This is a genomic window from Deferrisoma sp., from assembly GCF_054681715.1.
In genome coordinates this window covers 13979-27303 of record NZ_BAAHFQ010000033.1, presented here as the reverse complement: position 1 = coordinate 27303, position 13325 = coordinate 13979, and the positions used below count along the sequence as shown (strand labels likewise).

General features: G+C 70.5%; 14 protein-coding genes and 1 tRNA gene. 4 read left to right on the top strand and 11 right to left on the bottom strand.

What is annotated here, in order from left to right:
* Position 1: 1 nt before the first annotated feature.
* The 7 genes from ACY0I8_RS07225 to ACY0I8_RS07195 all read right to left on the bottom strand — a co-directional run bounded on the left by ACY0I8_RS07225 (position 2) and on the right by ACY0I8_RS07195 (position 6092).
* Positions 2 to 76 (bottom strand) — tRNA-Gly (locus tag ACY0I8_RS07225).
* Positions 67 to 684: a lytic transglycosylase domain-containing protein gene (locus tag ACY0I8_RS07220; protein WP_461394220.1), complete on the bottom strand. Its 618-nt coding sequence runs from the start codon at positions 682 to 684 to the stop codon at positions 67 to 69. Before ACY0I8_RS07220 ends, ACY0I8_RS07225 begins: the two co-directional genes overlap by 10 nt.
* Positions 668 to 1978 carry a GGDEF domain-containing response regulator gene (locus ACY0I8_RS07215; RefSeq protein ID WP_461394219.1) on the bottom strand — a complete coding sequence of 437 codons (1311 nt, stop codon included), beginning with the start codon at positions 1976 to 1978 and terminating at the stop codon, positions 668 to 670. Before ACY0I8_RS07215 ends, ACY0I8_RS07220 begins: the two co-directional genes overlap by 17 nt.
* Positions 1975 to 3444 carry a two-component system sensor histidine kinase NtrB gene (locus ACY0I8_RS07210; RefSeq protein WP_461394218.1) on the bottom strand — a complete coding sequence of 490 codons (1470 nt, stop codon included), beginning with the start codon at positions 3442 to 3444 and terminating at the stop codon, positions 1975 to 1977. The genes ACY0I8_RS07215 and ACY0I8_RS07210 overlap by 4 nt, the downstream gene beginning before the upstream one ends.
* A gap of 46 nt (positions 3445 to 3490) precedes the next feature.
* A complete protein-coding gene (locus ACY0I8_RS07205) occupies positions 3491 to 3676 on the bottom strand; it encodes an SEC-C metal-binding domain-containing protein (RefSeq protein ID WP_459941133.1) in 186 nt (61 codons plus the stop codon).
* Between the two features lie 33 nt (positions 3677 to 3709).
* The gene (locus tag ACY0I8_RS07200; protein WP_461394217.1) at positions 3710 to 4360 is read right to left on the bottom strand and encodes an HAD family hydrolase; all 651 of its coding nucleotides are present in this window, start codon (positions 4358 to 4360) and stop codon (positions 3710 to 3712) included.
* Between the two features lie 91 nt (positions 4361 to 4451).
* Positions 4452 to 6092: an AMP-binding protein gene (locus ACY0I8_RS07195; protein ID WP_461394216.1), complete on the bottom strand. Its 1641-nt coding sequence runs from the start codon at positions 6090 to 6092 to the stop codon at positions 4452 to 4454.
* 332 nt (positions 6093 to 6424) lie between these two features.
* Between ACY0I8_RS07195 and ACY0I8_RS07190 the strand changes: the two genes are divergently transcribed.
* The 4 genes from ACY0I8_RS07190 (at position 6425) to ACY0I8_RS07175 (ending at position 10474) form a co-directional block, all read left to right on the top strand.
* A complete protein-coding gene (locus ACY0I8_RS07190; protein WP_461394215.1) occupies positions 6425 to 7678 on the top strand; it encodes a hypothetical protein in 1254 nt (417 codons plus the stop codon).
* A 111-nt stretch (positions 7679 to 7789) separates the two neighbouring features.
* A complete protein-coding gene (locus tag ACY0I8_RS07185) occupies positions 7790 to 8320 on the top strand; it encodes an FMN-binding protein (protein ID WP_461394214.1) in 531 nt (176 codons plus the stop codon).
* Between the two features lie 3 nt (positions 8321 to 8323).
* On the top strand, positions 8324 to 8797 hold the full coding sequence (locus tag ACY0I8_RS07180; protein WP_461394213.1) for a hypothetical protein: 474 nt from the start codon (positions 8324 to 8326) through the stop codon (positions 8795 to 8797).
* Between the two features lie 180 nt (positions 8798 to 8977).
* A complete protein-coding gene (locus ACY0I8_RS07175) occupies positions 8978 to 10474 on the top strand; it encodes a cytochrome c3 family protein (RefSeq protein ID WP_461394212.1) in 1497 nt (498 codons plus the stop codon).
* 226 nt (positions 10475 to 10700) lie between these two features.
* On the opposite strand, the gene ACY0I8_RS07170 is transcribed toward ACY0I8_RS07175, so the two are convergent.
* From ACY0I8_RS07170 to ACY0I8_RS07155, 4 genes are read right to left on the bottom strand one after another with little or no spacing between them, the layout of a single operon-like run.
* Positions 10701 to 11318: a helix-turn-helix domain-containing protein gene (locus ACY0I8_RS07170; RefSeq protein WP_461394211.1), complete on the bottom strand. Its 618-nt coding sequence runs from the start codon at positions 11316 to 11318 to the stop codon at positions 10701 to 10703.
* Entirely contained in the window at positions 11318 to 12256 is a 939-nt protein-coding gene (locus ACY0I8_RS07165; protein ID WP_461394210.1) for a tRNA dihydrouridine synthase, read from the bottom strand. Before ACY0I8_RS07165 ends, ACY0I8_RS07170 begins: the two co-directional genes overlap by 1 nt.
* A gap of 34 nt (positions 12257 to 12290) precedes the next feature.
* Positions 12291 to 12809, bottom strand: a complete 519-nt coding sequence (locus tag ACY0I8_RS07160) for a TlpA family protein disulfide reductase (RefSeq protein ID WP_461394209.1) — start codon at positions 12807 to 12809, stop codon at positions 12291 to 12293.
* Complete coding sequence (locus tag ACY0I8_RS07155) at positions 12806 to 13324, bottom strand: peroxiredoxin family protein (protein ID WP_461394208.1); 519 nt, start codon at positions 13322 to 13324, stop codon at positions 12806 to 12808. Before ACY0I8_RS07155 ends, ACY0I8_RS07160 begins: the two co-directional genes overlap by 4 nt.
* Position 13325 lies beyond the last annotated feature (1 nt).

The window sequence follows — 13325 nt, the reverse complement described above, 5'->3', positions numbered from 1 at the left end:
CTGGAGCGGGAAACGGGATTCGAACCCGCGACTTCGACCTTGGCAAGGTCGCACTCTACCACTGAGTTATTCCCGCTCGTCGTTAGGCTGCGTAGTATCCACATCCGGCCCGGCCGAGTCAACCCCCTTGGCCGCCCGGTAGAGGGCAAGGACCCGGTCCACGAACCGGCGGGTCTCCGGGTACGGGGGCACTCCGCCGTAGCGGTCCACGGCGGCCGGGCCGGCGTTGTAGGCGGCGAGCGCGAGATCGAACCGTCCCCCGTAGCGTTCCACGAGGCGCGCCAGGTAGGCGGTACCGCCCTGGACGTTGTCGCGGGGGTGGTAGGGATCCAGCACCCCGAGTTCCCGGGCCGTGGCCGGCATGAGCTGCATGAGCCCCACGGCCCCCTTGGGCGAGACGGCCCGGGGGTTCTCCCCCGACTCCACCTGGATCACGGCCCGCACCAGGAGCGGATCGAGGCCGTAGCGGGGCGCCGTGCGGTGGACCGCCTCGCGCCACGGGACCCGGGGGCGCTCGGTGCGGATCACCACCTCGCAGCCGGGCTCGGTGGGGGCGTCGGTGAAAAGGGGGACCCCGCCCTCCCCCGGGGTCCGGTACACGTCGGCCCCGGCGACGCCGGTGAGCGCCAGGGCCAAAGCCAGGCCGACGAGAGCCGGCAGGGACGCGTCAGCCACCCTTCCCATCGGTCCGCTGGTCCTTGACCCAGACGCTCCCGGCCTTGGACTTGGCGTAGCGCTTGAGCTGGGCCGCCACGTCCGCCACCTCACCCACGTGGGAGAAGGGCCGGACATCGGTGGACACCACGGCCACCGACACGCTCATGAGCGGAAACCGGGTCACCCGGCCGCGCCGGTCCTTGGTCTCGATGTAGCCCCTCTCCCGGTCTTCCGGGTCGTAGTAGAGGGGGATCACCCGGTCGAACCGCTCGACGATCCGCTGGGCGATGGCATCGGCCGACGCCGGGGTGGTGACCACCACGAAGTCGTCCCCGCCCACGTGGCCCACGAAGTCGTTGGGGCCCCCCAGGTCGCGCACGGCCTCGAGCAGGATGTCGGCGATCTGCCGGATCACCCCGTCGCCCCGGGCGAACCCGTAGCGGTCGTTGAAGGCCTTGAAGTGGTCGGCGTCGGCGTAGAGGACCGCGAGCGGCTCCCCCCGGCCGATCCGCTCCCCGATCACCTGCTCGATCGTGACGCTCCCGGGAAGCCCCGTGGTGCTCGAGGCGCTGAGGCCCGCCTGGGTGCGTCGCAGCAGCCGGTCCACCCGGGCCGCGAGCTCGGGGATGCTAAACGGCTTCGTGACGTAGTCGTCGGCCCCGAGTTTGAGGGCCCGGACCTTGTCGGTGTCCTCGGTGCGCGCCGAGAACACGATGATCGGGATGAGGGCCGTGCGGGGGTCCGCCTTCAGGGCCTCGATCACCTGGAACCCGTCCATGTCGGGCATGTTGATGTCGAGGAGAACGAGGTCGGGGTGAAACCGCTCCACCTTCTCCACGGCCTCGCGGCCGTCGAAGGCCACGAGCGGGATCATGCCGAGGCTCGTGACCACGTGGGACCCCAGGAGCACCACGCTCTGGTCGTCGTCCACCACAAGAACCCGCGGGATCGTCTGGGGGCCGGCGCGCCCCTGGCTCCGGGCCTGCTCGGCCGCCGCGATCACCGCCTCCGGGTCGGGGGGCGACTGGACGGGGATCCAGCCCGGGGTCGGGGCGTCGGCGCCGTTGGGCATCACCACGATCACCGGGCACTCCCCGCACACGTAGTGGTGGGCCACGAACTGGGCCGCAAGATCCCGGACCTCCGCCGGGAGATCCCACCACAGGACCACGGCGCCCGGCCTTTCCCTGAGGAGGCTCGCTGTGAACCCGTCGAGCCCCTCGTGGACCTCGGCCTCCCAACCGCGGGCCCGCAACCCTTCGGCCAACGCCCCGGCCTCGCCCGACGGCCCGAGGATCACGAACCGGCCCGGGGCGGTCACCGGGGCTCCCCCCGGGGAATCCGCCGCCGGTCGATCGGCAGGGCCACGGTGCACACGGTGCCCCGGCCCGGCTGGCTCTCGAACTCGATCGTGCCCCCGTGTTCCTCCACGATGAGGTGGGCCCGGGCGAGCCCCAGCCCCGTGCCCGAGGTCTTGGAGGTGAAGAAGGGGTCGAAGATCTCCTCCAGGTCCTCGGGGTCGATGCCGACCCCGGTGTCCCGGATCCGCACCTGCACCCAGTTCTCCACCGGACGGAAGTCCACGAACAGGTCGCCCCCGGCGGGCATGGCCTCGATGGCGTTCTCCAAGAGCCCCCCGAACAGGTCGGTCAGGAGCTCCGCGTCGCCGTACACGGCCGGCAGGTCCTCCGGCGCCTCGAACCGGACCCGCACCCCCTGGGCCTCGGCCCTCCCGGCCAGGCGACCGATACAATCCTCCAAGATCCCTCCCAGGTGCACCGGGGCGAACCGCGGCGTTCGCTCCCGGCTGAACGCCACGTAGTCCTCGATGTCCTGGACCATGCGCTCCAGGCGTTCCACCTCGCTCACGATCACGTCGAGGTACTTGCCCTCGGGCCGGCCGTCGAGCCGGCGCCGGAGTTTCCGGGCGAACCCCCCGATCGTTATGAGCGGGTTTCGGACCTCGTGGGCCACCCCGTCGACCACCCGGCCCAGGCTCGCGAGCTTTTTCGACTCGAGGTAGCGCTTCTCCAGGGCCTTCTGGTGGGTCAGGTCCCGAAGGGCCAGGATCAGGTGGCCCGGCTCAGGACGCTCCACCGCGGCCACGGCCGCCGGAAACCGGCCGGTGGGCCCCTCGAGGAACACCTCCCCTTCGTACCCCCCGGGCGAGGCCGCCTCCTCCCGCACCCGCTCCATCCACCGGCAGCGAAGCTCGGGGCAGACGAACCCCTCGGCGGGAACCCCCACCAGGTCCTCGACCCGCCGGGCCAGGAGCCGCGCGGCCGCCCGGTTGGCGGCCACCACCCGGTTCTGGGGATCGACGTGGAGGAGCGCCGTGGGCGCGTCGAAGAACACCCGGGCCAGCACGTGGGCCTCCACCTGGGGCGGCAGGGGCGCCTCGGAGTGGATGTAGGCCTGGAGCTCGGCCCGGGTGAGGTGGATCTGGAGGGACTTCAGGAGGATGTCTTCGCGAAACGGCTTCGTGATGTAGTCGTTGGCCCCGAGCCGCAGGGCCTTCATGGCCGTGCGCTCCGAGCCGTGGCCCGTGAGCACCACCACCACGGTCTCGGGGTGGATCCGCTTGATCTGGCGAAGGACGTCGAGGCCGTGAAGCCGCGGGAGATTGAGGTCGAGGACGACGGCGTCGGGCAGGGTATCGGTGAACCGTTTGAGCCCTTCGAGCCCGTCGGCGGCCAGGGAGCACTCGTACCCGTGGGCGGTCAGCCGCTCCACCACGAGCCGGCCGAGGAACTCGCTGTCCTCCACCACGAGCACGCGCTTGGACACGGAAGCGGCGTGGGCCGGGGAACCGGCGCCCCCCGGCCCTGGCGCGCTAGAAGTCGTCGGTGTGGCAGCACTTGAATTTGGGTTTGCCCGATCCGCACTCACAGGGTGCCCCGTGGCATTTGCTGAAGGCCTTCTTGGATCCGCAGGGACAAAGCTCAACATCCTCTTCGGCCACTTGGCACCCGCGCTTGAGCACGTTGTCGGAGGTGTGGAACAGGTCTTTCTGGCTCATCGCTGCCTCCTTCTGGAAAACACGGGGATGGGATCACCGTCCCGACAGGGTAGCAACGTTTTTCCCGTTGGCAAGGAAGGCGGGCACCTCGGACGGGGCTTGCACCGAAGGGGGCACCGGGGTGCGAAACCCCAGGAACCGCACCCCGGCCGCCGCGGCCGCGGCCCGATCGAGCTCGGAGTCGCCCACGTACACGGCCCGTTCGGCCGGGCAGCCGAGGTCTTCGAGGCACCGGAGGAGGAGGTCCGGGTGGGGCTTGGGCCGGGCCACGTCGCGCACGGTGACCACGTGGTCGACGAGATCCAGAAGGCCCACGGCCTCGAGCACCTTGCGGGCGCTCCGGCCCCGGTTCGTGGCCACGGCCGCCCGCCGGAACCCGTCGCGGGCCGAGAGAACCTCGCGCCAGCCCGGCTCCGGCTCCAGGAGGGGCAGGAACCGGAGGTAGTCCACCCGGTCGGCGAAAGCCCGGGCCTCGTCCCGGAGCTCGGGCGGGAAAAAGGCCTCGATGACCTGGGGGGTGGACAGGGTGTGGAGCCGCGCCAGGGCCGGCCGGTCCGACTCGGCGACCTCGGGCAGCCCGAACGCCCGAAACAGGTGGTTGTAGTAGGCGAGGTTCGCCCGCTCGGAGCGGATCAGAACCCCGTCGCAGTCGAGGATGAGCAGATCGATCCCGCCGGTTTCCATCGCGGCCCTTCCCTCGCGTGCCTTTTGCCCCCGGGTGGCCCCGCAGCATACAGGCCCGGGCGGGGCGCGGGCAACGCGCGGGCCCGGGGGATCAGGCCGTCTCGATCCGGGCCGCCTCCTCGAGCCCGTACCGGGCGATGGCCATCTCCCGCAGCACGTACTTTTTCACCTTGCCCGAGGCCGTAAGCGGCATCTCGGGCACGAACATCACGTACCGGGGAATCTTGTGGCGGGCGATCCGGCCGCGGCAGAACTCGCGAACCTCGTCCTCGGTGAGGTCCCACCCGGGTTTGGGCACCACGGCCGCCAGCACCTGTTCGCCGTAGCGCTCGTCGGGCACCCCCACCACCTCCACCTGGAGGATCCCCGGGTGGGTGTACAGGAACTCCTCGATCTCCCGGGGGTAGATGTTCTCGCCGCCCCGGATGATCATGTTCTTGAGCCGGCCGGTGATCCGGCAGTAGCCCTCCTCGTCCATGACGGCGAGATCCCCCGTGTGGAGCCAGCCCTCCGGATCCACGGCCTGGGCCGTGGCCTCGGGCATCTTGTAGTACCCGATCATGGTGTTGTAGCCCCGGGAGCACAGCTCGCCCTGGGCTCCGGGGGGAACCTCCCGTCCCGTGTCGGGGTCCACGATCTTCACCTCCACCCCCGGCAGGGCCCGGCCCACGCTCGCGACCCGGCGCTCCACCGGGTCGTGGCGGCGGGTCATGGTGATGCCGGGGCTCGCCTCGGTCTGACCGTAGGTGATGCACACCTCGGACATGTGCAGGTCCCGGCGCACCCGCTTCATGAGCTCCACCGGGCAGGGGGCCCCGGCCATGACGCCGGTGCGCAGGCTCGAGACGTCGTACGTCCCGAACTCCGGGTGGTTCAAGACGGCCAGGAACATGGTGGGCACGCCGTGGAGCGCCGTGCAGCGCTCCCGATGGACCGCCTCGAGCACCCCCTTGGGGTCGAAGGCCTCCAGGATCACCATGGCCGCCCCGTAACAAGCGCAAAGCAGGGTGCTCATCACGCACCCGAAGCAGTGGAAGAGCGGCACCGGGATGCAGAGCCGGTCGGCCGGGCCGAACCCCAGGATCTCGCCCTGGGCCAGGGCGTTGTTGACGATGCCCCGGTGGGACAGGAGAACCCCCTTGGGGAACCCGGTGGTGCCGCTCGTGTACTGCATGTTGATCGGCTCGTCCGGCCGGAGCTCCGCCTCCCGGGCCGCCAGGGCCTCGGGGGGCACCCCGTCGGCCAGGGCCTCCACCTCGCCGAACCCCGTAAACCCCTCCGGCGTGTTCGGCCCAATGTGCACCACCCGGCGGAGCCGGGATAGGTCGGCGTCCGGTTCCTTGCCGGCCAGGAGGTCGCGCATCACGGCCACGTAGTCCACGTCGCGGAACCCGTCGGTCAGGAACACGGTGGTGGCGTCGGACTGCCCGAGCACGTAGCCCACCTCGTGGCGCTGGTAGTTCGTGTTCACGGTGACCAGGACGGCGCCCACCTTGGCCGTGGCGAACTGGAGCAGCACCCATTCGGGCACGTTCGTCGCCCACACGGCCACGTGCTCGCCCTTCGCCACGCCGAGCGCCAGGAGGCCCCGGGCCAACCGGTCCACCCGGTCGCGCAGCTCCCGGTAGCTCCACCGCAATCCCCGGTCGGGGTACACGACGGCGTCGGCCTCGGGAAGGGCGGCGGCCGCCCGGTTCAGCACCTCCCCCACGGTCCACGACACGATCTCCACGGCTCGAACCTCCTTCGGCGCGCTCGGGTTACCGGAACCAGCGGGCGCGGGAACGTACACATATGGTGAACCTGGAGCAAGCCCCGAACCCGGGATGGCCCGTTTTTTTGGTTAGACCAAAGCGGAACGCCCTCCCCGTGGGGAAGGTTTACCTAGACAAAAACAGGGCCACCACCCCCCGTCGCACTTTTTTTGACTTTGCATGTCAATTTCCCCTTGACCCCGACCGGGACACGCTGATAAAAACCATTTGCAACAGCGCAAGAGCCGCACGGGCCCGCGGCGGCAGGTTCCCCACAACACGAAGAGCAACGACAAGGAGGAAGACCTCGATGGTCCGACACACCCTTTTTGCGGCCGCGGCCCTGGCGGGGCTGGTGGCCGGCCCCGCCCTGGGGGCCACCAACCAGGAACTCGAGCGGCGGATCGACCTTCTCTCGGAGGAGATCCAAAAACTCAAGAACGAGCTCGCGGTCTCGGAGGAGGCCGCCTATGAGAGCCGCTACGGCATGGGCCCTGCGGCATCCAAGGTCTACGGGCTCGCCAAAGGCCTGAGCATCGGGGGCTACGGCGAGGCGTTCTACAGCGCCCTGGTGTCCGACCGGGAGGGCAAGCACGATCAGGCCGACCAGTACCGCCTGATCCTCTACACCGGGTACAAGTTCACGGACCGGATCGTGTTCAACAGCGAGATCGAGATCGAGCACGCCAAAACCAACAAGAACGGGTACGTGGCGGTGGAGCTCGCTACCCTGGATTTCCTGCTTCACCCGGCGGCGAACCTACGGTTCGGGCAGGTGCTGATTCCCCTGGGCATCACCAACGAACTCCACGAGCCCACCCTGTTCCACGGGGTGCAGCGGCCCGAGGTCGAGAAGGTGGTGATCCCGAGCACCTGGTACGACGTGGGCGCGGGGCTCTTCGGCACCCTCGCCGAGGGGCTCGACTACAAGCTTTACTTCGTCAACGGCCTCGACGCGAAGGGGTTCTCGAACGTCGGGATCAAGGGTGGCCGGCAGGCCGGCTCGAAGGCCAAGGCCGACGACTGGGCCGCGGTGGCCCGGCTCGACTGGGAGCCCGTGTTGGGGCTCACCCTGGGCGCGAGCGCCTACCTGGGCGACGCGGGCCAGAACCAGACCTTCGCGGGCGAGGAGCGAAGCGTGCGCACCCGGATCTACGAGGCCCACGGCCAGTGGAAGTACCGGGGGCTCGAGCTCAAGGCCCTGGTGAGCCGGGTGTCGGTGGACGACGCCGAGGCCCTGAGCGCCGACAAGGGCGCCGAGGTGGCCGAGGCCGTGACCGGCTGGTACGCCGAGGCCGCCTACGACGTGCTGCCCCTCCTGTGGACCGGCACCACCCACTATCTGGCCCCGTTCGTGCGCTACGAGTCGATCCGGTTCGACCAGGCCCGGGGTACCGGGGTGGCGGCCGGGACCGACCAGGACTACGACCTCTGGGTCGCCGGGGTGAGCTACAAACCCATCCCCAACGTGGTCCTGAAGGCCGCCTACCGGAACTTCCGGCCCGACGACGACGCCAACCAGAAGGCGGACGAGGTGAACCTGGGCATCGGGTTCATCTTCTAGCCCAACGCCCATTCCTCCTCCGACGGAAACCCAGCGTCGGAACTACCTCCCCATCCCCAGGGCGGGGCCGCTGGCACCGGCCCCGCCCCTCTTTTTTTCCGGGAGGACGCCATGATTCGCGCGATTCTCGCCGCGGCCCTTGTGGCATGGGCCCACGCAGCCTGGGCGGGCACCTACCACACGAAGGAAGAAGCCCTGCGGCTCGCCTTCCCCGGGGCGGACCGGGTGGACACCCGGACCCTCTACCTCACCGAGACCCAGGCCCGGGAGGTCGAAACCCTGTCCGGGGCCAGGCTGGAGGGCCGGGTGTACACCTTCTACGTGGGACTGAGGGAAGGAAAGCCGTTGGGCTATGCCGCGATCGAGGCGGCCACGGTGCGCACTCTGCCCCAGACCCTGCTCGTGGTCCTGGGGCCCGATCTCCGGGTGCGGTCGGTGCGGGTGCTCGCGTTTTTCGAACCCGAGGAGTATCTGCCGCCCGAGCGCTGGCTCGCCCAGTTCAGGGGCCGGGGCCTGGACCCGGATCTGCGGGTGGGCGGCGGGATCCAGGGGATCACGGGCGCCACGCTCTCGGCCCAGGCCGTGACCCGGCAGGTGCGCCGGGTGCTCGCCCTGGCCCGGCTGTTGGGTTCGGAGACGTAGGCCGTGCGGGTCATGGTGCGGGGGCCCCTCGGGGGCCGAAGCGGCCGGGCGGTGCTCGCCGGGTTCTACGCCTACCTCCTTCTCCACGCGGCCACCGGCGCGATCCTGTTCCTCACCAAGCTGGGGTGGACCCCGGCCTCGGTGGCCCGGTATTACCGGGGCGATCCCGAGCGGTTCCTGAACCCCCGGAGCTTCCAGGGGCTCCTGGAGGTGACCCATTTTCACCTGTTCGCGTTCGGGTTTTTCTACGTGGTGGTGGCCCACCTCCTCCTGCACGCCCGGCTGCCCCGGGCCGTTCGCACCGCGCTCCTTTCCGGACTCGGCCTGGCCCTCACGGCCGACCTCGCCGCGGGCTGGCTCGTGCGCTACCTCCACCCCGGCTTTGCTTGGCTCAAGCTCGGGGGGTTTTGGGCGATGGAGGCGTCCACGGTCGTCTCGCTGCTCGTCCTCACCGGGGCCCTTTTTCGCAAAGGGTAGGCGCATCTCCGGGCGCCGCAGGGCCTTCCCCGCCGGACGACCGGATTTTCATTTGCGCCGCAAGGGGTTTCTTTCGTACCCTTCCGCCTCCCCCGGACCCGGCACCTCAAGACGCCGGGGCCCCCTGCCGATGCAAGAGGCGTTTTCCGGGGGAAATCCCGAGCCGGAAGGTGCATCCCGATGATCCGAACACTCCTCGCCGCCGTCCTCCTCCTCGCCGCCGGCACGGCCGGCGCCGCCGAACTCCTGCAACCGCCCGACAAGGTCGTGGTGGAGGGCAAGAGCGTGCTCGTGCTCGGCCGGGCCCAGGAGGGCAAGCCCGTGACGATCACCGTGGAGGCGGGCGGAGCGAGCCGCACCGTGGAGGCCGACAAACTGCCCAAGGGACGGTTCTTCGCGGCCATCGCCCTGGCGCCCGGGCCGAACCGCATCGAGGTCGAAGGGACGGTGCGGGAGGTGTTTCGGCCGGCCGAGGGGCTCAACCCGCCGGACGGGTTCCGGCCCCTTCGGGTCCATGCCGGCACGATCGTGCGGTGCAGCGACTGCCACCTCTCGGACCTCGCCCTCAAGGGGGGCGGGTTCCCGGACGTGTGCATCACCTGCCACGTCGTGGAGCCCCAGAACCCCGACTTCAAGGACGACCCGCTGGGCGACCGCCATTTCCGCTCGGCCGGGGCCCGGTGCGGCAAATGCCATGACCCCCACGGGGCCGGGAACGCACAGCTTCTTCTCGCCGACACCCAGAAACTCTGCGCCCGGTGCCACGGGGATCGGGGCACGATGGAGGGGATCCACCCCGCGTTCGAGGAAGGAAGCTGCGCCGCCTGCCACGACCCGCACTTTTCGGGGTATCCCAACCAGCTCAAGGGAACGGTGTCCCAGGTCTGCGCCACCTGCCACGACGAGGGGGCCGAGGTGCCGGCCGACCGCCTGCATCCGCCCGTGGCCGAGGATCACGCCTGCGCCACCTGCCACGACCCCCACAGCGGTGGAAACGCCCTCCTAAGAAAACCGCTCGGAAAGCTGTGCGGGCAGTGCCACGAGGACGAGGTGACCCAGGGACACGGCGAGGATCTCGAGGACTGCACCCAGTGCCACGACCCCCACGGCGACCTGGACCGGGTGCTCGCCCGGGGGGACTTCTCGGAGAACTGCAGGGACTGCCACGACGAGGTGGGAAGCGATCCGGTGCGGCACGAGGCCCTGGACGAGGGGTGCCCCACCTGCCACGATCCCCACACGCCCCGGGATCGGCGGCTCGTGAAGACCCAGCCGGACCTCTGCGCCGACTGCCACGAGGTGCCCCGGGCAGCGGGGGATCGGGCCCTGCACCCGGCCCTGGAGGACGGCTGCACCGGGTGCCACGGGCCCCACGGCGGGGCCCGGGAGAAGCTGCTGGCGTCGGGGCCGCCCGAACTGTGCCTGGAGTGCCACGACGACCCGCGGGAGAACGGGGGGGAGATCCATCCGGCCCTGGAGGAAGGGTGTTTCGCCTGCCACGACCCCCACGTGGGGTTCTTCCCGGGGGTGCTGGCGGCGCCCCAGGCGGAGCTCTGCACGGAGTGTCACGAGGTGGAGCCCCACGCCCCCGAGGCGAAGCCGTGCTCCGCGTGCCACGACCCCCACGCCTCGGACGAGCCCCACTTCCTGCGAAAGGGGATCACGGCGAAACGGTGAGGCGGCGGGGAAGCTAGAAGGCTAGGAAGCTGGGAGGCTGGAAGGCTGGAAAGCCGGGAGGCTCGGAGATCGGGAGGCCGGGGCGGTCGCGCCCGAACCGGCGCGGGCCGCCCCTTTCTCACCGCCCCTCCGTGAACTCCGTGCCCTCCGTGGTCCAATTCTTCGGGGCACACGCGATCGTCCCCCCAAGGTCACGACGCCGGCGACTCCGTTTTGCCGGCGACCCTCAGCCCTTTTTGCACGCCGCCGGGTCGATCCCGAACCGGCGGATCTTCGCCCGCAAGGTGTTGCGGTGGATCCCCAGGAGCCGGGCCGCCCGGGTCTGGTTGCCCTCGGTCCATTCCAGGACCGAGGCGATGAGTGGGCGCTCCATCTGCTCCCAGACCAGGTCGTGGAGGCTCACCCCGGGGCTCGTGCCCAGCTCCCGCAGGAATTCCTGGAACCGGGCGTAGAGGTGGTCTTCGAGGGAGCGGTCTCCCTTGGCCAGGCGCTCCTCCTCCAGGGCGCGGGCGAGCCAGGCCCGGACCTCGGCCGAGCCGAACGGTTCCCGCAGATATCCGTACGCGTTCCCCGAGCCGTTGACCGCCTGCCACGGGTCCAGGACCCACACAAACCGCTCGAGGGGACGCGCCTTCCGGCACCTCGCGGGCCAGGCCTCGCACCCGGCGGTCGTTCGGGCGTCCACAAAACAGACGTTGAAGGGCCGCTGGCGGCGGTACCGGCCCAACGCCTTCGGGTCGGGCACCCAGGCCACCGTGGGCCCGGAACGGCCCAGGGCCTTCTCCACCCGCCGTCCCAGCCAGTCGGAGGGGCTCACCACCAGGACCGCGCCGGACTCCGCCATCACGCCGCCTCCTTCTCGGAACCGGGGGGCACCCCGAAAAACGACCGGATCTCCTCCTCCATGGCTTCTCGGCCCCGGGCCTCCTGCACCCTCCGGCGAAACGCCGTGGCCCCGGGGAGCCCCCGGGCCGCCCAGGCCGCGAACTTTCGCATCTCGGCCACGGCCACCCGCTCGCCCTTCTCCTCCACGAGATCCCCCAGATGGAGGAGAAGATCCCGCCCCCGCTCCTCCGGACCGGGGGCGGCCGGAACCGGTTCGCCCCGGTAGAGGGCCTCGGCCTCGGCGAACATCCAAGGGGCGCCCAGGGCCGCCCGGCCGATCATGACCCCGGCGCAGCCGAACTCCCGAAGCCGCCGCACCGCCTCCTCCCCCGACGAGATGTCCCCGTTCCCCACCACCGGCACCCCCACCCGGGCCGCCACCTCCCCCACCACCGACCAGTCCGCCTGGCCGGCGTACCCCTGGGCCCGGGTGCGGGGGTGGACGATCACCAGGTCGGCCCCCTCGGCCTCGGCCAGGGCCGAGATCTCTGCGGCGTTTCGGGTTCCGGCGTCCCACCCGGACCGGATCTTGACCGAAAGGGTCCCGGGGAACGCCCGCCGCAGGGCCCGCACGCAGGCGGCCGCCAGGCTCGGATCCCGCATCAGGGCGGCCCCGGCCCCGGAACGGACCACCTTTCGCACCGGGCACCCCATGTTGAGATCGAGGTGGGAGAAGCCGGCATCTGCCGCGGCCCGGGCCGCCTCGGCCAGTTCGTCGGGGCGGCTGCCGAACACCTGCACGGCCAGGTCCGGGCCGCGGTCCGAGGGCCGGAGGTAGGCCAGGGTGCGGCGATTCTCCCGGGCCAGGGCGGCCGCAGACACCATCTCGGTGAAGAGGTACCGGCATCCCGCCCGCCGGAGACGGCGGCGGAACGCCGGGTCGGTGACCCCCGCCATGGGGGCCATCCAGAACCGGGAGCGCCGGAGGGGCTCAGGGAGGGAGGATGCGTGCAAGGTCCCGTTCCAGGAGGTCGTAGTCCACCTCGATCACCTGGCGCTCCACCACCTTGCCCGACCCGTCCAGGAGGTACAGGGTGGGAGTCCGCCGGACCCCCAGGGGGTCGGCCGCGACCAGGGTCTCGCCTTCGAGGCGATCGTACACCACCGGGAACGGAAGTTCCATGTCGCGCACGTAGGCCCGGACCCCGTTGGAGAACCGCTCGCCGTCCACGTTCACGGCCCACACCCGAAGCCCCTTTTCGCCCCATCGGTTCACGAGGTCCACGAGCCCCGGCATCGCCTCCTTGCAGTTGGGGCAGTACACGCTCCAGAAGAACAGGAGCTCGGGGGCCCCGTCCGCCGCGGCGACCCGGTGCTCCCGGCCTTCCAGATCGCGCAGGGAAAACGGCGCCACGGCCTCCCCGGGGTCCAGGAGCCGGAACGTGGGGCCGGTGGAGGCCCCGGCGACGGCGGCCGCCAGGACCACCAGGAGGGCGAGTCCCCGTCTCACTTCGCCACCCCCAGGTCCGCGAGGACCTTTCGGATCTTCTTCTGGCTCGCCCAGTAGTAGTTGGGCTCGGCGAACCGGACGTTCCCCTCCCGGTCGAGGATCACGCTGGTGGGCAGGGCGTTGATGCAGTAGAGCTTCCAGACGTCCAGGTTCTTGTCGAGGAGCACCGGGAAGGTGATCCCGAGCGTCTCGATCTCCTCTTTGAGCTTCGCGACGTGGCTCGCCGACAGGTTCTGGGTCTCCTGGTTGATGGCCAGGATCACCATTTGGTCCTCGTTGCCCGTGTAGAGGCCCTGGAGGAACGCGAGCTCCTCCATGCACCGGGGGCACCACGAGGCCCAGAAGGCCATGAGCACAACCTTGCCCTGGAAGGACGAGAGGGTCACGGGGTTCCCGTTGATGTCCTCGATGGTGAAATCCGGGGCCTTCTGGCCCTCGTCCAGGCACAGGGACCAGGCCGGCGCGCCGCCGGCCAGAAACGCTGCCGTCAAGATGGCCGCCATGAGCTTCCGCATC

Bases quoted from the DNA above. Each gene is read 5' to 3' on its own strand.
- ACY0I8_RS07220 (WP_461394220.1), bottom strand. From the start codon at position 684: ATGGGAAGGGTGGCTGACGCGTCCCTGCCGGCTCTCGTCGGCCTGGCT.
- ACY0I8_RS07205 (WP_459941133.1), bottom strand. From the start codon at position 3,676: ATGAGCCAGAAAGACCTGTTCCACACCTCCGACAACGTGCTCAAGCGC.
- ACY0I8_RS07200 (WP_461394217.1), bottom strand. From the start codon at position 4,360: ATGGAAACCGGCGGGATCGATCTGCTCATCCTCGACTGCGACGGGGTT.
- ACY0I8_RS07190 (WP_461394215.1), top strand. From the start codon at position 6,425: ATGGTCCGACACACCCTTTTTGCGGCCGCGGCCCTGGCGGGGCTGGTG.
- ACY0I8_RS07185 (WP_461394214.1), top strand. From the start codon at position 7,790: ATGATTCGCGCGATTCTCGCCGCGGCCCTTGTGGCATGGGCCCACGCA.
- ACY0I8_RS07175 (WP_461394212.1), top strand. From the start codon at position 8,978: ATGATCCGAACACTCCTCGCCGCCGTCCTCCTCCTCGCCGCCGGCACG.
- ACY0I8_RS07170 (WP_461394211.1), bottom strand. From the start codon at position 11,318: ATGGCGGAGTCCGGCGCGGTCCTGGTGGTGAGCCCCTCCGACTGGCTG.
- ACY0I8_RS07165 (WP_461394210.1), bottom strand. From the start codon at position 12,256: ATGGCGGGGGTCACCGACCCGGCGTTCCGCCGCCGTCTCCGGCGGGCG.
- ACY0I8_RS07155 (WP_461394208.1), bottom strand. From the start codon at position 13,324: ATGCGGAAGCTCATGGCGGCCATCTTGACGGCAGCGTTTCTGGCCGGC.